Annotated in this window: 23 protein-coding genes and 1 pseudogene; 20 read left to right on the top strand and 4 right to left on the bottom strand. The window is 61.8% G+C overall.

Annotated features, from left to right (window positions below; all coding sequences use genetic code 11):
* Positions 1 to 256 (bottom strand): transposase (locus tag NX05_RS21285; RefSeq protein ID WP_043088092.1); only part of this gene is annotated, 256 nt, incomplete at its 3' end.
* A gap of 63 nt (positions 257 to 319) precedes the next feature.
* On the opposite strand from NX05_RS21285, the pseudogene NX05_RS24075 reads away from it, so the two are divergent.
* From NX05_RS24075 to NX05_RS23405, 4 genes and pseudogenes are all read left to right on the top strand, one after another.
* Positions 320 to 433 (top strand): annotated as a pseudogene (locus NX05_RS24075) (glycoside hydrolase family 19 protein); the annotation flags it as partial.
* Positions 433 to 921, top strand: a complete 489-nt coding sequence (locus tag NX05_RS21280; RefSeq protein ID WP_053012921.1) for a hypothetical protein — start codon at positions 433 to 435, stop codon at positions 919 to 921. The pseudogene NX05_RS24075 and the gene NX05_RS21280, both read left to right, overlap by 1 nt.
* Positions 918 to 1337, top strand: coding sequence for a phage tail protein (locus NX05_RS21275; protein ID WP_039436017.1), 420 nt, complete (start codon positions 918 to 920; stop codon positions 1335 to 1337). Before NX05_RS21280 ends, NX05_RS21275 begins: the two co-directional genes overlap by 4 nt.
* A complete protein-coding gene (locus NX05_RS23405) occupies positions 1325 to 1792 on the top strand; it encodes a phage virion morphogenesis protein (RefSeq protein ID WP_080991481.1) in 468 nt (155 codons plus the stop codon). The genes NX05_RS21275 and NX05_RS23405 overlap by 13 nt, the downstream gene beginning before the upstream one ends.
* On the opposite strand, the gene NX05_RS21270 is transcribed toward NX05_RS23405, so the two are convergent.
* A complete protein-coding gene (locus tag NX05_RS21270; RefSeq protein ID WP_126922560.1) occupies positions 1766 to 3103 on the bottom strand; it encodes a hypothetical protein in 1338 nt (445 codons plus the stop codon). The genes NX05_RS23405 and NX05_RS21270 overlap by 27 nt on opposite strands.
* A gap of 117 nt (positions 3104 to 3220) precedes the next feature.
* On the opposite strand from NX05_RS21270, the gene NX05_RS21265 reads away from it, so the two are divergent.
* From NX05_RS21265 to NX05_RS21205, 14 genes are all read left to right on the top strand, one after another.
* Positions 3221 to 4111 carry a baseplate assembly protein gene (locus NX05_RS21265; protein WP_039436025.1) on the top strand — a complete coding sequence of 297 codons (891 nt, stop codon included), beginning with the start codon at positions 3221 to 3223 and terminating at the stop codon, positions 4109 to 4111.
* Positions 4104 to 4649 (top strand): phage tail protein I, encoded by a 546-nt coding sequence (locus NX05_RS21260; protein ID WP_039436027.1) that lies wholly within the window; start codon positions 4104 to 4106, stop codon positions 4647 to 4649. Before NX05_RS21265 ends, NX05_RS21260 begins: the two co-directional genes overlap by 8 nt.
* A 12-nt stretch (positions 4650 to 4661) precedes the next feature.
* The gene (locus NX05_RS21255; RefSeq protein WP_039436029.1) at positions 4662 to 6461 is read left to right on the top strand and encodes a hypothetical protein; all 1800 of its coding nucleotides are present in this window, start codon (positions 4662 to 4664) and stop codon (positions 6459 to 6461) included.
* Between the two features lie 72 nt (positions 6462 to 6533).
* On the top strand, positions 6534 to 6827 hold the full coding sequence (locus tag NX05_RS21250; protein WP_039436031.1) for a hypothetical protein: 294 nt from the start codon (positions 6534 to 6536) through the stop codon (positions 6825 to 6827).
* A gap of 2 nt (positions 6828 to 6829) precedes the next feature.
* The gene (locus NX05_RS21245; RefSeq protein ID WP_039436032.1) at positions 6830 to 7504 is read left to right on the top strand and encodes a hypothetical protein; all 675 of its coding nucleotides are present in this window, start codon (positions 6830 to 6832) and stop codon (positions 7502 to 7504) included.
* 142 nt (positions 7505 to 7646) lie between these two features.
* A complete protein-coding gene (locus NX05_RS21240) occupies positions 7647 to 8210 on the top strand; it encodes a phage baseplate assembly protein V (protein ID WP_039436033.1) in 564 nt (187 codons plus the stop codon).
* Positions 8207 to 8566: a GPW/gp25 family protein gene (locus NX05_RS21235; RefSeq protein ID WP_017122785.1), complete on the top strand. Its 360-nt coding sequence runs from the start codon at positions 8207 to 8209 to the stop codon at positions 8564 to 8566. The genes NX05_RS21240 and NX05_RS21235 overlap by 4 nt, the downstream gene beginning before the upstream one ends.
* Before the next feature lie 11 nt (positions 8567 to 8577).
* A complete protein-coding gene (locus tag NX05_RS21230) occupies positions 8578 to 9744 on the top strand; it encodes a phage tail sheath protein (protein WP_039436034.1) in 1167 nt (388 codons plus the stop codon).
* A gap of 28 nt (positions 9745 to 9772) precedes the next feature.
* Entirely contained in the window at positions 9773 to 10282 is a 510-nt protein-coding gene (locus NX05_RS21225) for a phage major tail tube protein (RefSeq protein WP_039436037.1), read from the top strand.
* Between the two features lie 45 nt (positions 10283 to 10327).
* On the top strand, positions 10328 to 10630 hold the full coding sequence (locus tag NX05_RS21220) for a phage tail assembly protein (RefSeq protein WP_039436039.1): 303 nt from the start codon (positions 10328 to 10330) through the stop codon (positions 10628 to 10630).
* Positions 10631 to 10638: 8 nt separating this feature from the next.
* The gene (locus tag NX05_RS23400; protein WP_039436041.1) at positions 10639 to 10752 is read left to right on the top strand and encodes a GpE family phage tail protein; all 114 of its coding nucleotides are present in this window, start codon (positions 10639 to 10641) and stop codon (positions 10750 to 10752) included.
* Positions 10753 to 10781: 29 nt separating this feature from the next.
* Positions 10782 to 13652, top strand: coding sequence for a phage tail tape measure protein (locus NX05_RS21215; RefSeq protein ID WP_039436043.1), 2871 nt, complete (start codon positions 10782 to 10784; stop codon positions 13650 to 13652).
* A 12-nt stretch (positions 13653 to 13664) separates the two neighbouring features.
* Positions 13665 to 14066 carry a phage tail protein gene (locus tag NX05_RS21210; protein WP_039436044.1) on the top strand — a complete coding sequence of 134 codons (402 nt, stop codon included), beginning with the start codon at positions 13665 to 13667 and terminating at the stop codon, positions 14064 to 14066.
* The gene (locus NX05_RS21205) at positions 14063 to 15055 is read left to right on the top strand and encodes a phage late control D family protein (protein ID WP_039436046.1); all 993 of its coding nucleotides are present in this window, start codon (positions 14063 to 14065) and stop codon (positions 15053 to 15055) included. Before NX05_RS21210 ends, NX05_RS21205 begins: the two co-directional genes overlap by 4 nt.
* A gap of 101 nt (positions 15056 to 15156) precedes the next feature.
* On the opposite strand, the gene NX05_RS21200 is transcribed toward NX05_RS21205, so the two are convergent.
* Positions 15157 to 16038, bottom strand: coding sequence for a YopT-type cysteine protease domain-containing protein (locus tag NX05_RS21200; RefSeq protein WP_230597878.1), 882 nt, complete (start codon positions 16036 to 16038; stop codon positions 15157 to 15159).
* Between the two features lie 708 nt (positions 16039 to 16746).
* Positions 16747 to 17184 carry a helix-turn-helix domain-containing protein gene (locus tag NX05_RS21195; protein ID WP_039436047.1) on the bottom strand — a complete coding sequence of 146 codons (438 nt, stop codon included), beginning with the start codon at positions 17182 to 17184 and terminating at the stop codon, positions 16747 to 16749.
* A gap of 89 nt (positions 17185 to 17273) precedes the next feature.
* Here NX05_RS21195 and NX05_RS21190 point away from each other — a divergent pair, with 89 nt between their 5' ends.
* Complete coding sequence (locus tag NX05_RS21190; RefSeq protein ID WP_040237455.1) at positions 17274 to 17513, top strand: DNA-binding protein; 240 nt, start codon at positions 17274 to 17276, stop codon at positions 17511 to 17513.
* A gap of 2 nt (positions 17514 to 17515) precedes the next feature.
* Positions 17516 to 17836 carry an ogr/Delta-like zinc finger family protein gene (locus tag NX05_RS21185; protein ID WP_031421352.1) on the top strand — a complete coding sequence of 107 codons (321 nt, stop codon included), beginning with the start codon at positions 17516 to 17518 and terminating at the stop codon, positions 17834 to 17836.

Raw genomic sequence — 17836 nt, 5'->3', positions numbered from 1 at the left:
TTGCGATGACATCCTTCAGTGCATGGTTTTCCATCGCGAGCTCGGCATACATGCGTTTGAGCTTGCTGTGCTCGGTCTCCAGGTCGCGAAGGCGCTGCACATCAGCGGCCTCCATGCCACCGTACTTGGACTTCCAGACGTAGTACGTGGCGTCGGAAATACCCAGCTCACGGCACACATCCTTGACCTGGCGGCCGCCCTCCACCTGCTTCAGCGTGGCGACAATCTGGCTCTCGGTGAACTTGCTCTTGCGCATCGTTGGTCTCCTTGGTGGCTAGTGTGCCGGAGACCTCTAACTATGGATGGATCAATTTTACGGGGAGTCGACAGGAAGATCAACCTGGGCAACGTGCGAGCAAAGCGCCTGCCCGAAGGCCACAGCGATCGCGTCACGCGGACGCAGCGCGCCCTGCAGATCCTGGGTGTGCCCTGATGGTCACGCGCTTGATCGTCTTGCTGGCGCTGATTGCAGTGCTCGTCGGTGGCTGCGTGTGGCAAGAGCAGCGTGTCAGCGCAGCGCAGCAAGACCGCGATACCGCGCTGCAGGCCAAGCGTCGGGCCGAGGCGGAACGCGACAGCGCCAAAGGCTCCACCACTGTCGTGACGCAGTACGTCGACCGCGTGCAGATCGTGCGCGAAGCCGGCGCCACCATCACCCGCGAGATCCCGATCTATGTCACCCAGAAAGCCGATGCTGCTTGCGCTATCCCTGCTGGCTTTGTGCGGCTGCACGACGCCGCCGCCACGGGCAACCCTGCCGGGCCGCCCACCGCAGATCCTGATGCGCCGGCCCCCGGCATTACGCTCTCTGGCATTGCCGGTACCGTCGCCGACAACTACACCAGCTGCCACGCCACCGCCGCGCAGCTGAGCGCGCTGCAGGACTGGATCGACTTGCATCTGCCGGAGCCGGCGCCATGATCAAGCCCGCCAGCCTGCGCGCGCATCTGGTCGAGGCGCTGCCAGACCTGGCACGTGATGCCGACCGGCTGCTGGTGTTTATCGACGCCGGCAGCCTGGTCAGCACGTACCAGCCGGGGCTGTCGTTCGAATACCAGTACACGCTCAACCTGATCCTGACCGACTACGCCGGCCATCCCAACAGCGTGATGCTGCCGCTGCTGGAATGGGTGCAGGCCAATCAGTCCGAGCTGCTCTCCAATACGGCGCGCCGTGGCGACATCACCTTCGAGGCCGACATCCTCGCCAACGACGCGGTGGACCTGTCGATCAAGTTGCCGCTGACCGAGCGCGTGGTGGTCACAGCAAAAGCCGGCGGCGGTTATGACATGACCCATGCGCCCGAGCCGGTGATCGATCCGACATGGATGAGCTGACCGCACTGGAGAACTGGGCCGCGCCATTACTGGCGCGCCTGCAGCCGGGCGAACGCCGAACGCTAGCGCGCAAGATAGGAACGGAACTACGGCGCTCGCAAAGCCAGCGCATCGGTAAACAGCAGGCGCCTGACGGTTCGCAGTACGCCCCGCGCAAGCAGCAGCTGCGGCAGAAGTCCGGCCGGGTCAAACGCACCAAGATGTTTGCCAAGCTGCGGCAAGCGAGGTTTCTCAAGGTCAGCGCCAGTCCTAATGCTGTGAGTGTGGGATTTGTAGGGCGCGTTTCTCGTATCGCTCGCGTGCATCAAGAGGGCCTTACGGAGAGGGTGCGCCCTAATGGCCCCAGGACACGCTTTAGCAAGCGTGAAATCTTAGGCTTAACACGAGAAGATCGTCAGCTGATAAGCAGATCCCTCCTGAGTCATATCTTATATTTTTCGAGTCCCGGACATTGAAGCCCCGGACGCTTCCACGACCTCTTTGGGAGAAGTAGCTGGGTGCTCAGTGATAAGTGAATTTAAAGCATTCTTACTCTTATCTTCCATGCCCAGATGATCTTTGAGCAGTTGCATCTTCAAGATCATGCGCTCTTTGAATATTTCATCCTCATCCATATCTAAATCTTCCGCGCTTGCATAGGTAGTGTCCCTGGCGACCACCAGCAATTTCGCCAGAGCTAGTCGCTCGCCGTGTATTTCGATCAACTTACTAAGTAAAATATGCGATATTTTCACCATCAGAGTGAAGGCAATAACGGTCGCAATTGTATATGGCGCACGCTGCAAGAGGTTAGAGTAGGCTTGAATTGGAGTGGCTGCAGCAATCTTTGCAAAATTCCAGCCGGCAGTAAGAAGAAAGCCCAGCGCCGTGATCGCCCCACACAATGGAACTATTGAAAGTCCAGCATACCACCACGACTGCTTCCTTCCTTCCAGCACAAAATCAGAATACTCATCCGATATTAGACGGCGATCCTTAATAAGGTCTTTTAACTCATGCCTGGTTTCGCCAACTTTGGCGTTCAGCTGAGTAAGCTCGCTTTCGACTTGTTGCTTTGTATTTTGAGCTATCCTCGCTTCTTCTCGAACCTTTTCCAACTCTGAAGCAAGCAAGATTGCCGTTTCCTTGAGCTTCGTTAGCTGAGAGCCGTGTCTATCAACTTCATTAATAAGATTAGCCTTTTCTGATTCAGCCGCCTCCACCTCTCCATTTATCGCATCTCTGGCGGCCTCTGACTCTTCAATGTTTGACTTTAAAGTGGTGACATACTCGTCAAGACCGTCTCTGATTTTCAGGCCAGTGCGCAAGTCCTCAGCCGCAGACTCGAGTTGTTTTAACGAATATCCGGTTGCCTCAATTTTAACAATAGTCAACAGTGATTTCGAGCCAATTATCTCCACCTCGAAACCACTGCAAAACTGATCTAAAAATGCATGCGCATAAGTAGAGCCGGAGCTGCGATACAGTTTGCGTCGCTCTGATAGAGCACCGTCAACTCCAATCGCTTTAACAACTAAAGACTTAACTAACGCCTCTGGATCAGGACTATAAAATCTTACGACTCGAATATAAAGGCTTTCGGGCAGGGAGTATGCAGAAAAGCCACCTCTCTTCATGCTGACCGGCTTAGTCGAATTCTTATTTAGAAGGCCTTTAATGCGTGCAGATTTGGTTATTAGTTTGCCTACCAAGACATCACCTACCTGAGGCAAAGTCTTTTCCAGCTGCTGAACTGCATTTTCGACATCACCAGATTTAATCTCCATCTCTCCCCCAAATAAGAGTGACAATCGTCGCAAGTATAACGCTGGCGTACACGCCGTCCCGCTAGCACGAGCGGATCACGACGCCTGATCATACTTTATAGAACCCTGAGCATTGAGATGGCCTCTTTTACTGCAGTAGATCTATCAAGGCTTCAAGCACCAGACCTGATCGAGGCGCTGGACTTCGAGACGATCTTCGCTGAGGCACTTGCCCAGTTTCGTCGACTGTTACCGGAATTTTCAGCGCTCACGGAAGCTGACCCGGTCTACAAGCTCCTGCAGCTATTCGCAGCCCGCGAGTTGCTGATCCGCCAGCGCGCCAACGATAAGGCGCAGCAGACGATGCTGGCCTTCGCCACCGGCACCAACCTCGATCACCTGGGCGCTCTATTCGGAGTGGCGCGCCTGGTGCTAGATCCGGGGCAACAGGAAACGGGCGTTGCGCCGACCTACGAGTCAGACGTGGACTTCCGCCGCCGCATCCAGCTCGCGCCGGAGGGTTTCAGCGTTGCCGGCCCGGAGGGCGCCTACATCTATCACGCACTCAGCGCGGCAGCCGATGTCATGGACGCCAGTGCCACCAGCCCCGCACCCGGGCATGTGCTGGTCACCGTGCAATCGCGCACCGGCGATGGCACGGCTCCCCAGTCATTGCTGGACCAGGTCGCGGCGATCCTCACCAACGACGACGTGCGCCCGCTGACCGACAGTGTCACGGTCCTGAGCGCCCAGATCGTCCCGTATGCCATTCGTGGGCGTGTCTACACCTACGCCGGCCCCGACTCGGCGGTCGTCATGCGCGAGGCGTTGCGCAGCCTGCAGGCGTATCTGGATGAGGCACATCGCATCGGTCGCGACGTGCCGGAGTCAGCGATCAAGGCCAAGTTGTTCGCAGACGGCGTGCAGCGTGTTGAGTTGGACGCGCCTGCAGCCGACATTCGGATCAGCCGCACGCAGGCTGCGTACTGCACCGCGATCGACATCGTGCACGCCGGCATCGATGAGTAACTCCCCGCTGCCACCCAACGCCACGCCGATGGAGCGCGCCCTGGCCGCCGTCACCGAGCGCCTGGGAGCCATCCCGCTGCCGTACCCGGACCTCTGGAACCCAGACACATGCCCGGCCGGCCATCTGCCGTGGCTGGCCTGGACGCTATCGGTAGATGATTGGAAGGCCGACTGGAGCGATGCGGTTAAACGCTCACGTCTGCGTAGCGCCATGGCGATCCAACGCCGCAAAGGCACAGCCAACAGCGTGCGCATGGTCGTCGAGTCGTTCGGCGGCGCGGTGGCCATCCGCGAGTGGTGGCAGACCGAGCCACGCGGCCAGCCGCACACCTTCGAGCTTACGCTGACGCTGACCGGCACCGATGGCCAGACCGCGACGTCGCGCTTCGTCAATGAAGTCATTGCCGAAGTCGAGCGCACCAAGCCTGTCCGCTCCCACTTCACTTTCACCCAGGGATTCCAAGCAGAAGCCCGCATCGGCATGCTGGCCGTTGCGCGGCCAGCCGTCTACCGACGGTTGCTGATGGACGCCCAGTAACTGGACACCGACATGCCCGGTCTCAAACTCCAAGTCACCACCGCTGGCCGTGCCGCGCTGGTCAATGCACCGAACACCGGCACCAATGCGGTGCTGATCAGCCATGTTGGCATCGCAAACGCGCCGTTTAGCGCCTCAGCCGCGTTGACCGCGTTACCCGGCGAAATCATGCGTGTAGCAGCAGTTGGCGGGACCATTACCGCTGACGACACCATCCACGTGTCCATCCGCGATGAGTCCGATGCCGTCTATGACTGTTACGGGTTCGGCCTGTACCTGTCCAACGGCACACTGTTCGCCGTCTATAGCCAGCCGACGCTTCTACTGGGCAAGGCCGCCGCAGCCATGATGCTGCTCGCTCTCGATGCGGTGTTTGCTGACATCGACGTACAGCAAATCATGTTCGGCGGCACCAACTTCACCGACCCGGCCGCCACGACCGACGTGGCCGGGATCGTCGAGCTAGCGACTGAAGAAGAAGCCGCTGCAGGCAACGACAAGATCCGCGTCATTACCGCATGGCTGTTGAAGAAGATCTTGGACGCTCGCCTGGGTGCCGGCGCTCCATCCGCGTTCATTCGAGGACTGCTCGGCCTGACAAGCGCTGCGCTGCTGCGCACCGCACTCGAACTGAAGGGCGCAGCCCTGAAGGACGAAGGTGCCGGCAACAATTTGGATGCTGACAAGCTCGACGGGCAGCACGGCGTTTACTACCGCGCGTGGGAAAATCTGACTGGCGTCCCTACCACAGCGACTAAGTGGCCATCGTGGGACCAAGTCGGCAACAAGCCGCAAACCTTCACACCTGCGGACCACTCACACACCAACTACGTGGCCAAGTCAGGGGACACGATGACCGGACAGCTCACCGTCACGCGTCTGGGGATCAACATCAGCGGCGGCGCACAGGGCGCATTTGATGCCGTCATTTCAGGCGCCGGGCGCGTGCTCATGCGCGACTATGGCAATGGCACGCCAGTAGTAGATTTCGTCAATACGGCGAACAACGCTTGGGTTGCCGGTCGCATTCGGACCGGCGCTAACCCGCTCTACCTCGAAACTACGCAGGTCGCCGTCACGGGTGCAGGCTCGTTTGGCGGATCCGTGCATGCAGATAGCTTTAGCTCTGCATCGGGCTATTTCATCAGCAAGAGCAATGTGACTGTCCTCGGAGCTGAGGGCGGCGCAAGCGTCTATCTTCGTCCCAATGGCGCGTTCAACGCCACGGCAGAAGCAGTACTAAACACGGCAGGCAGCCTGCTATTGCGCCCAACTGTGAGCCAACCAGGCAATGGCATAAACAGTTTTGCTTACCTGAGCTCAGGCAGCTTCGGGGGCGGTTTCGGCCTGATTGATGGTGCCTACAACATCGGCTTTTGGAGCGAGAACGGTCATCTCCGTATCGGCATGGCGACGAACAATGGGGCGTTGCAGCAGCGCATGGGGCTGACCACGTCTGGCGCGCTTTCTGCAGTGGGCGGTTTTGACTTCGGCTCGTCTCGCAAGCTCAAAAACATCATTGGCGCGTTGCCTTATGGCCTGGCCGAGGTGGAACAAGTCACCACGCTGCTGGGGCGCTACAAGGAACAGTACAACCCGGATGGACGGATGCGCCTGTTCTTCGATGCAGAGCAGCTGCTGGAACTCATGCCCGAGACAGTGGACGCACACGGCGTGAGCTTTGACGGTGAGCTGGTGCCATCGGTCCACATCGATCAGCTCCTGCCGGTCGCATTCAATGCCATCAAGCAACTGTCCACCGCCGTTCGGCGGCTGCAGGCAGACCTCGCTGACCTCCGACCCATCCACTGATCCATAGGCTGACCCATGACCAATTCTCGAATTCGCACACTCGCACCAGGCGTTGACGTTGAGCGCATCGCGGTGGAGTCCCATTTCTTCTACGACCCGCTGACCGGTGTGGCAAACGTCGTTTTCCAAGGCATGGAGTTCCTGCTGCTGGATGGTGCTGTGAACAAGATGCTGGACGGCCGGGAGCCGCTCACCACCACCTCAGATGCGATTGCGACCCGCACGTTCGCCACCGATCTCGTCGATCCTGTAACCGGCCAGGATTTATCCAATGTCAGCGCTGCCGGCGTGGTCGTGTATTTGAAGGCCGTCTATGACCGCCTCCACAACGAGGCAGCTGCGGTGCAGCCGCCAGCGGTCGCCTAGTCATGGCGACGGGATACCGCTCAGGTGCGGGACTCGACTTCGACGATGTCTTTGACCTCTACGTGCAAGGGGATATCGGCGGCGTGTCGGGCTACCGTTCCAGCGACGGCAACGATCTGCACCGTCGGTATGCGCCATTGGCGTTCGGCAGCAGAGCGCCGGACGTCGGCTACCGCGACAATGCCGGTTCGGATCTCAGCAACCGTTGGGCTAGCAAGGGCAGCGCCGTCTATACGCTCTCCAACAACGGGGTTCACTACTACGCAGGCAGCCAGGCAGCCACGTCCGAGGGCGGTAGCCAGACGGCAAGCGTTTCGTTCTCGATTCGGGCCAATGGGACGTGGGGGCTCGGCCTCTCGGGTAAAGCGGTGAGCGGTTCTCCAACTTCCGGAACGTGGCTACCTAGCGGTCAGCCGGCGAGCAACTATTCTGTGCAGCTAGATTTTGCCGTTTCCTGGCTGCGTGGCAATCGCAATGGGTCATCTTCCAACTCGGCTGCGAACTACTCGGCAATGACCGGTGACTACGGTTGCAGCATCACGTCCACAGCGCTGTCGGGATCTGGCAACGAGTGCTATGGGGAAGGCAAACTGACGATTCGGATCCGCAACAATGCCACTGGCTATGTTTCTACCACTGCCATTTCGTTCGTCGCCGAAGCAGTAGGCTTCGCCTGACGCTTGGTCCAGCGCATACTGGATCGCAGAGTGCGGCGCGTGCCTTCGCTTGATTGGATGCACCCGACCGCGATCCGTGTAGGTACGCGTTGTACGCATCAATTCGAGTGCGCCACAGCACGCAGCCGCTGACCATGGCTGCATGGGCACCGCATCCTCCGCACTGAGTAACGCCATTCGCCTCGGCACTGTGGCCGAGGTGAATCTCGCCACCGCGCGATGTCGCGTGCAGGTCGGCGAGATGCTGACCGATTATCTGCACTGGGTGGTCACGCTGGCCGGCACCACCATCATCTGGTCGGCGCCGGCAATTGGCGAACAAGTCGTGGTGCTGTCCCCGGCCGGTGACCTGGCCGACGGCATGGTGCTGCGCGGCTTGTACTCCGACCAATTCGCAGCACCTGCCGCCTCTGACACACTGCACGTGTTGCGCTTTGCCGATGGCGCGCAGCTGCAGTACGACACCGACGCGCACGCGCTGCAGGCCACGTTGCCCAGCGGCGGCACCGCCACGATCACCGCCGATGGCGGCATCACCCTCAACGGTCCGCTGACCGTCAACGGCAACACGCAGATCAACGGCGACGCCGGCATCACCGGCACGGCCACGGTCGACACCGACGTGCTCGGCGGCGGGATCAGCCTCAAGAACCACAAGACCACCGGCGTGACCGCCGGCAGCGCGCTCAGCGGTGGACCGCAGTGATCGGCGTCGATGCCACTACTGGGCGTGTGATCGATGGCGAGCAGCATCTGGCCCAGTCGATCGCCTGCATCCTCACCACGCCCATCGGCACGCGCGAGCAGCGCCGCGACTTCGGCTCGCTGCTGCCCGAACTGATCGACCAGCCGTTTAACGGCGCTACCCGCACGCTGCTCTACGGCGCCACCGCCACCGCATTGATGCGCTGGGAACCTCGCCTGCGCCTGACCCACGTCGACCTGGTGCTCGGTGACGCACCTGGCAGCTTCGTACTGACCATCGAAGGCGAACGCACCGACGTTGCCCCCGCCAATGCGCGCTCGCGTATGACCATCCCGCTCCGCTTCCGCTCGTCCTGATCGAGGAATCTATGTCCACTGCCTACCACCACGGCGTCCGCGTCATCGAAGTCAGCGCAGGCACGCGCACCATCCGCACCGTCTCCACCGCCGTCGTCGGCCTGGTCGCCACGGCTTCCGATGCGGATGAGAAGGTCTTTCCACTCAACAAGGCGGTGCTGATCACCGATGTGCTGGGTGCGATCGCCAGCGCCGGCACCAAGGGCACCTTGCGCGCCACGCTGCGGGGCATCGCAGACCAGACCAACCCGGTGACCATCGTCGTGCGTGTGGCCGAAGACGAGGACGCGGCCAAGACCACTAGCAATGTCATCGGCGAGGCCAAGCCCAGCGGCTACACCGGCCTGTATGCGCTGCTCGCCGCGCAAGCGCAGCTGGGCGTGCGCCCGCGCATCCTGGGCGCGCCGGGTCTGGACGCGCTGCCGGTGGCGAAAGCATTGGCGACGATTGCCAAAAAGCTGCGCGCGATGGCCTACGCACGCCCGGTTGCCGAGAGCGTCGCCGATGCCATCACCTACCGCGCTGAGTTCGGCGACCGCGAGCTGATGCTGATCTGGCCGGACTTCCTGGCCTTCGACACTGCCACCAGCACCACGACCGCCGCGTATGCCACCGCGCGTGCGCTCGGCCTACGCGCCAAGATCGACACCGAGCAAGGCTGGCACAAGAGCCTGTCCAACGTGCCCGTGGCTGGCGTCACCGGCATCTCGAAAGATGTGCATTGGGATCTGCAGGATCCCGCCACCGATGCCGGCGTGCTCAACGAAGGCGACATCACCACGTTGGTGACCTTCAACGGCCAACGCTTCTGGGGATCGCGCACGTGCGCCGAGGACAGCATGTTCGCGTTCGAGACGGCCACGCGCACCGCGCAAATCCTGGCCGACACCATCGCCGAGGGCGTGGCGTTCTACGTCGACAAGCCGATGCATCCCTCGTTGGTCAAAGACTTGCTAGAAACGATCAACGCCAAGTTCCGCGACCTGAAGTCGTCGGGCTATCTGATCGATGCCAACGCCTGGTACGACGGCACCGTCAACAGCGCCACCACGCTCGCCGATGGCGCGCTGCGGATCGACTACGACTACACGCCAGTGCCGCCGCTGGAGAACCTGCAGCTGTACCAGAAGATCACCACCAGCTACCTGGCCGACTTCGCCGAGCGCGTCAACGCGTAACGCACCGATCTGATTCCCGGAGAACCCCATGGCGTTGCCCAAGAAACTCAAGGCGCTCAACCTGTTCAACGACGGTGAGAGCTATCTCGGCCAAGTGGTCGAAGTAAAGCTGCCCACGCTGTCCCGCAAGATGGAGGAATATCGCGGCGGCGGCATGAATGGGCCGGTCGATATCGACTTCGGCCAGGAAAAGATCGAGCTCGAATGGAAGTGCGGCGGGCTGATGCGCGGTGTACTCAACCAGTACGGCGCCACCACGCACAATGCCGTGCAGCTGCGCTTTGCCGGCGCATATCAACGCGACGACACTGCCGAGGTGGATGCGGTAGAAGTGGTCGTGCGCGGCCGCCATAGCGAGATTGATCCGGGCACTGGCAAGTCCGGTGATGACACGGAGTTTTCGGTCAAGACCTCGGCCAGCTACTACAAGCTGACCATCAACGGCGCCACCGTTATCGAGATCGATCTGGTCAACATGACCGAGATCGTCAACGGCGTGGATCTGCTCGCCGCCCAACGCCGCGCCATCGGCGCCTGACCCTTCCGGCCTGGCGCTGCCAGGCCACAGCCTTGAGAGCTTCCGATGACCCCGACCTTTTCCCCAGCCGTTCCCCTTGACCAGCCCATCGTGCGCGGCGAGCAGACTATCACCCAGATCAACGTGCGCAAGCCCGGTGCCGGCGAGCTGCGTGGCTTGAAACTCACCGACGTGCTGCAGCTGGATGTCACCGCACTGGCAACGCTGCTGCCGCGCATTTCTTCGCCCACGCTGACCAACGCCGACGTCAATGCGATGGATCCGGCCGACCTGCTGGCGGTAGGCCAGGAGGTGCAGGTTTTTTTCTTGCCGAAGGCCCAGAGGGAAACGGATTTTCCGACTGCGTAGAGGATGCGATGGCCGACATCGCGGCCATTTTCCACTGGCCGCCGTCTGAAATGGACAGCTGGTCGCTGCACGAACTCACGGCGTGGCGCGAGCGTGCCCGCCTGCGAAGCGGAGCCGAATGATGCCCCACCCGAATCCCGAGGCCGCCTAAATGGCGGCCTCTGACAACCTGCGCCTGCAGGTCATCCTGGCCGCCGTCGATCGCGCCACCGGCCCGTTCAAACGTGTACTCAGTGGCAGCCGTGGCGTTGCCACCGCACTGCGCAATCAGCGCGACGCGCTGCGTCAGCTCAACAGCCAGCACCGCGATATCGGCGCCTACCGCGAGCAGGTGGCCACGGCGCAGCGCGCCAAGGCCGCGCTCGATGCGCAGCGGCAATCGGTGCGCACGCTTGCCCAACAGATCAAGGCCGCCGGCACGCCTACCGCTGCCATGAATGCCGAATTCGAGCGCGCCGTGCGCACCGCACGCGAACTCAAGACTGCGCACGGTGCGCAGGAGGCCGGCCTGCAGCGCTTGCGTGGTCGCTTGGAAACGGCCGGGATCAGCACGCGTGAGCTGGTCACGCATGAGCGCCGTTTGCGCAGCGAGATCGAGAGCACCAATACCGCGATGCGCGCTCAGCAGCAGCGCTTGGCGGCGATCGACGCTGCACAGCGTCGCAGCGCCCGGATCCACAGCGCCGGCCTGCAGGCGAGTGCCTACGGCGCCGGCATGGCGTTCGCCGGCAAGCGTGCACTGGGCGCCGCGGTGCTGCCGATCAGCGATGCGATGGAGTTCGAGTCCGCCATGGCCGACGTGCGCAAGGTCGTGGACTTCAAGACGCCGCAGCAGTTTGCGCAGATGGGGCGCGATGTCGAAAACCTCTCCATGCGCCTGCCCATGCTGCCAGCCGATATCGCCAAGATCGTCGCCGCTGCCGGCCAGGCCGCCATCCCGCGTCAGGAGCTGGTGCGCTTCGCCGAGGACGCGGCCAAGATGGGCGTGGCCTTCGACAGCAGCGCCGAGGAAGCCGGCCAGACCATGGCCACCTGGCGCACCGCGTTTCGCATGGGCCAGGCGGAGGTGGTCGTGCTGGCCGACAAGATCAACTACCTCGGCAACACCGGCCCTGCCAGCGTCAATAAGATCAGCGCGGTGGTGAACCGCATTGGTGCCCTGGGCGAAGTCGCCGGCCTGCAGAGCGGGCCACTGGCCGCGCTGGGCGCCACCGTCGCCGGCATGGGCATCGAGTCGGAAGTCTCGGCCACCGGCATCAAGAACATGCTGCTCACGCTGGCCTCGGGCGAGTCGGCCACCAAGAGCCAACGCGAGGCCTTCGACAAGCTGGGCATCAAGGCCACCTCCATGGCCCAGGTCATGCAGGAGGACGCAGGCGGGGCAATCATGTCGGTGCTGCAGAAGCTGCGCGCACTGCCCAAGGCTGAGCAGGCCGCGACGATGACGCAGCTGTTCGGCCGCGAGTCGATCGGTGCGATCGCGCCGCTGCTGACCAATCTGGAGCTGCTGCAGGGCAACTTCGCCAAGGTGGCCGATGCGCAACGCTATGGCGGCTCGATGTCGGCCGAATACGCATCGCGGGTGGCCACCTCGGCCAACTCGCTGCAGCTGCTGAAGAACACCGCTGTGGTGGTGTCGCAATCGATCGGCCAGACCCTGCTGCCGCAGTTCAAGGAACTGACCGAGCGCACTGCTGCTGTGGTCGGCCAGGTCACGACGTGGATCCGCGCCAATCCGTTGCTGGTGGGTGCGATCGCCAAGACCGCGATCGCCGGCGCCATGTTGGTCACGATCCTGGGCGGGCTGCTGGTGGCCGGCGGCGTTGCTGCGATGGCCTTCTCGCAGATCCATGGCGCCGTGGCGCTGCTGTTGGGCGGTGGCGGCTTCGGTGCGCTGCTGCGGCAGGGGCTGGCGTTCGGCGGCCGCGTGCTGCCCATGCTCGCCAATGGTGCCCGCCTGCTGCTGCCGCTGCTCGGCGGCGTCAGCCTGCCGGTGCTGGCGATCGGTGCGGCCGTTGCGGCGGTCGCGCTGCTGGTGTGGAAGTACTGGGGGCCGATCAAGGCCTTCGCCATCGGCGTCTGGCAAGGCATCGTCGATGTCGCCGCGCCGGTGCTCTCCGAGCTGCAGGCCGCACTCGCGCCGCTGGGGCCGGTGTGGGACACCGTGGCGGCGGCGATGGGCCAGGCCTGGGCGTGGGTCAAGCAGCTGCTGACGCCGTTCGAGGCCACCACAGCGCAGTTGCACGGTGCAACTGACGCCGGTCGCGGCTTTGGGCAGATCCTGGGCGCGGTGCTGGTCACCCAACTGCAGCTGGCGGTCAAAGCGATCGGCTGGCTGGTGCAGGCGTTTGTGTTCGTGCTGCCGGTGGTCAAGCAGATCCTCGGCGGCGTGTGGCAAACCGTCCAGGGCACGTGGTCGCTCATCGTGGGCGTGTTCACCGGCAACGGCGATCGCATCCGCCAAGGGCTGCTGCAGCTGTGGGCCGGCATCAACCTGCAGCTGGCCAACTGGCCGGCCCGCATGCTGGAGGCCGGCGCGGACATGATCAGCGGCCTTGTCCAGGGCATCCGCTCCAAGCTCGGCGACGCCGACAATGCGATCGCCAGCATCGGCAGCGGCGTGGTCCATCGCTTCAAGGGCCTGCTGGGCATCCACAGCCCCTCGCGCGTTTTTGCACAGCTGGGCGACTTCACCATGCAGGGCCTCACCGTGGGCCTGCAGCGCGGCCAGGGCGCGCCTGTGCAGGCCGTCACGGCGCTCGGCAACAGGATGCGGGCGGTGGGGGCCGGACTGGCCTTGGCAACAGCCACAGCGCCGGTGGCGGCGATCGACAGCCGTGCGCCACTGTCGGCCCCCGTGCGCGCCGCCAGCGCGCCTGCAGGCGGCAACAGCTACGTCATCCACGTCCATGCCGCACCGGGCATGGACGCTAACGCACTGGCGCGCGAAGTCGCCCGCCAACTTGAAGAGCGCGAGCGGCGCACGGCGGCCACCCGCCGCTCCAGCCTGCGCGACGACTGAGGATCCACCCCGATGATGATGTCTTACGGCACGTTCGTGTTTTCCCTCGACAGCGCCGCATTCCTGCAGCTGCAGCGGCAGATGAGTTGGCGCCACGCCACCAGCGAGCGCGTAGGCGCGCGGCCGGCCAGCCAGTTCCTCGGACCAGGCGATGACAGCATCGACCTATCTGGTCTGATTGCTCCCGAACTCACCGGCACCCGCGCGTCCCTGGACACGCTGCGCCAGCTTGCAGCCGATGGTGAGCCGCTACCGCTGGTAGATGGCGCAGGCGTGGTTTACGGGCCGTATCTGCTGCTATCGATCAACGAGACCGCCTCGCTGTTCTTCGAGGACGGCGCCCCGCGACGGATCGAGTTCCAGCTGAGCCTGCGCCGCGCAGACGACATCACGCCGGAGGCGACCGCCGCATGAGCCACCCGATTCCGCAGTGGCGCGTGGTGCTTGATGGCATAGACCTCACTGAGCGCATCGCACCGCGTCTGCTCGATCTCACTCTCACCGAATGCCGTGGCGGTGAAGCCGATCAGCTGGATCTGCGCATCCATGACCACGACGGCAAGATGGCACTGCCCAAGCGCGGCGTGCGCCTGTCTGTTGCGATGGGCTGGAAAGCTACCGGCCTGGTCGACAAAGGCACCTTCGTCGTGGACGAGGTGGAATACAGCGGCGCACCGGACATCATCACCGTGCGTGCGCGCAGTGCAGATCTCACCGCCGACATGCGTATACGCCGAGAGCGCAGCTGGCACGACACGACACTGGGCGCCGTGCTCAACGCGTTGGCTGGGGAACATGCCCTGACGCCACGTATCGCCGAGGCGCTGGCGCGTACAAAGCTGCCGCACCTCGACCAGGCCAACGAGAGTGACATTAATCTGCTCACACGGCTGGGGCAAAGATTCGATGCGGTAGCGACGGTCAAAGCTGGCTCGCTACTGTTTGCACCGATCGGCGCCGGCACCACGACCAGCGGCAAACCGCTGCCCAGCGTCACGCTGACGCGTCGCGAAGGCGACCAACACCGCTACTCGGTGGCCGACCGTGATGCATACACCGGCGTGCGTGCGTATTGGGTCGACAAAGGCAAGGCGCGGCGGCAGTCGGTGTTGGTCGGCACGGACGACAACGCAAAAAGCATGCGCGAGTCGTACGCAGACGAGTCGACAGCGCGGCAGCATGCCCATGCAGAACTCGAACGCGTGAGGCGCGGCACGGCCAAGTTTGACTACACTCTGGCAATCGGGCGGGCGGGCTTATTTCCAGAGCAGAGCGTGACGGTCAGCGGATTCAAACCTGAGATAGACACACGGCGCTGGTTAATCGCAAAGACGACCCACTCAGTGGATGCATCCGGAGGCTTCACCACATCATTGGAGCTTGAGGCCGCGCCGCCCGAGTAGTCATCCTGACGAAGCCATGATCATTGGCAGCGCGGTAGGCTTAGCCAAAAACGGTATCAGACCGCGCTGCCATATCGAACGTGACAAGCCCTCTGGCGAGATTACTGGGTTTCCCCTTGACCCTCGATTGATCCAGAGTTTTCCTGGGTACGTGACGAGCTGGCATGATCCGCCTTCACGACGTCGACCAAAAGGTCAACTGGCGTATGTTTGCCGACGATGTTCGGTCGAACCTTTGTCAATAACCAGTTGAATTCCACTTTACTGCTCGTTTCGTGTCTCTCTCGCAACGCTCGCAGGAACTGGGCAGCTTCGTCAGATCTGAATCTAAACTCGCCAAAGTTAGGATCGAAGAATGTGATCATGCCGTCTTCGGGATTTCGGTGCATGCCCATTTCATGCCCGATCGGCTTCGCGTCCTTATCATAGTGTTTGTACACTATGCTGGCGTAGCCATCGACGCGCGCCATTGCGTCGGCCATTTTCGCCGCAGACGACGTGCTTTTGGTCACCTGCCTGTCCCTGGTTATGCCATAAATCTCATCGGCCTCAGTTCTCGCCTTGGAGTCCAATGATTTGCTGATGACAACGCTACGGTCCCACCGCTCCTTGAGGCTCAGCGCATAACATTTTTTGTAGGCGAGGGCGTGGTGCAAGCCATCGAACGACCCTAGCGTGCGCAGTCTCGTTTCCACGCTGCCATCGGGCACGGCACAATGCAAAATCATCCAAAAAGCGGATAATCCAGCGCACACGCCGCTAATCCCCATTTCGTCGCCTTCGAACACGGTCTCGAGTGTCTTCTTGTCTTGTGCAAAGCCAAGTCGATGACTCTTCATGAAAACGCTTGTATCGGAAGGAGCCCTGTGGGCAGAGCTGCCAAATGTTGCTTTCAAGCGAGCGAGTACATCGGCGCAATCAACCGAAGTCGCGTTGGCCTTCGCTGGCTGAGCGGTTTGCGCATCGCGTGAATGTTGATCCATGCCAGCACGCGGAGCTGGCAGCGAAGACGTACTGCTGCGCGCGCGCAGCGGCCGTCGCGACAGCCCTGCCAGCAGGCCACACGATGTGGCATTTCCATACGAATGTGGCTCGGACTGCTGGTCTGGCCTGGCCGGAGCTTGGATTTCCGAGTGAACAGCGGGCGGTGTTGCGATTGGACGTGAAAGCCGTGTCGTAGCCATTGGTCACTCCTGAGTTCAAGAGAAAGCCAGCCGAGTATTGAAGGGTTCCCGTTATGATTGCCCCAATGCCCGCGAAGCGATGACGAAAAACAGGAACCCTCCCGCAGCTGACCAGGCCCGATCCGGGGCCAGCAGGGAACGTCTGAACAACGCCTCAGATGCGCAACACCGTGCGCTGACGTTGATAAGTCATCCATGCAACTGATGTTCTGCGACGTCGAGGGCAGGGACAAGCAAGCAGACCCGCGCGCGATCTTCCTGGCCAAGATGGAGCAGATCGCTACCTGGATCATTACTCGGTCTGACCTAACCGCACTTGCACCGAGAATCTTCGGTGCTAGAACCGAAGCTTACAGATGAGTGCGCCGACTTAAGTGCAGGTGAACGAAAGCCGCCGGTTCTAGACCGGCGGCTTATTTGTTGCTTATGACTTAAGGCCTACAGTTCACGCTGATATAGCCGATAACGGCCAATTTCGCACGAGCAGCTGTCCAATCCCGATACTGATCACTTGCCCTTTTTTTTGCGCCCGCCAACAACAATTTGCATGTTGCTCTGATCGATAGGTGCACTGGAAGAAATCACAGAGCCGATTTCGTTGCCGCTGAAAGACAACACTGGGGCGGCACTCTCTGCGGAAGGCGACGCATCTGCAAGCAAGCCCAACGCCGCAAGCGCCTTGCTGCGCGCAATCGGTGAAGCTTTATTAAACGCCGAGAGCAGACGCAAGTCAGCAGGATCCAACTGCGCGCGATGTCCAGAGAGCACGTACATGACATCAACGCCGCGGTCTAGCGCGGCCAGGAGATACGCTCCGCCGGGCAGGTTGATGTCTTTCTCGAAGTTCAATTGCGCGTATCGGGTCAGGCCGAACTGCAAAGCCATCTCCTCTTGAGTAAGACCAAGGCGCTTGCGCTCTTCTTTAAGGCGTTTCCCTACAGTCATACAGGCATTCCCTTACTTGACAATGTTGAGTTAAGTCCACAAAATTCCCAAAAAGTAAACGGAACCGCCTCATGCCCCCGAAGAGTCAGATGCAGCAGTTCACGCCTCGCAGCCCGGAACAGGCGCGACAGTGGCTTGAAGCAAATGGCATCACGGTCTCGGCATTCGCCAGGCAGAACGGCGTGGATCGGTCGGTCGTGCATGACCTGCTCCGTGGCCGTTCCCAAGGCAAATATGGCGAGTCCCACAAGGCGGCGATCGCCCTGGGCCTCAAGGCACCACCCAATAGTGCCACAGAAATCCCAACCGCCAAGAGCTCAAGGGGGTGAGCATGTTCGGTCGGAAAAAGATCGTTTTTCGCTGCGAGGCATGCAGCGCAAGGCTCATCAAACGCACCAGCGTCCTTGCACATAAGTTCCTGCGGCACGATTCGTATGTCTGTGAAAACCCGATGTGTGGCGCGACCTACACGGGCCATTCGGAGTTGACGGGTATTGCCAGCCCCAGCGGCGTACCCACCGCACACAGCGAGCTTCCACCAACACCTGGCTATCAGCGCGCCCAAGCGCTGCAGGCGTACCGCGAGTCGCTGGGCGACCGCCAGTTGGACTTGATCCCCATGGGCGGCGAGCCGTTCTTCCCTCACCTCTGA

The organism is Xanthomonas vasicola (genome assembly GCF_000772705.2).
Taxonomy (GTDB): Bacteria; Pseudomonadota; Gammaproteobacteria; order Xanthomonadales; family Xanthomonadaceae; genus Xanthomonas; species Xanthomonas vasicola.
This window is presented reverse-complemented; position numbering and strand designations above follow the sequence as displayed.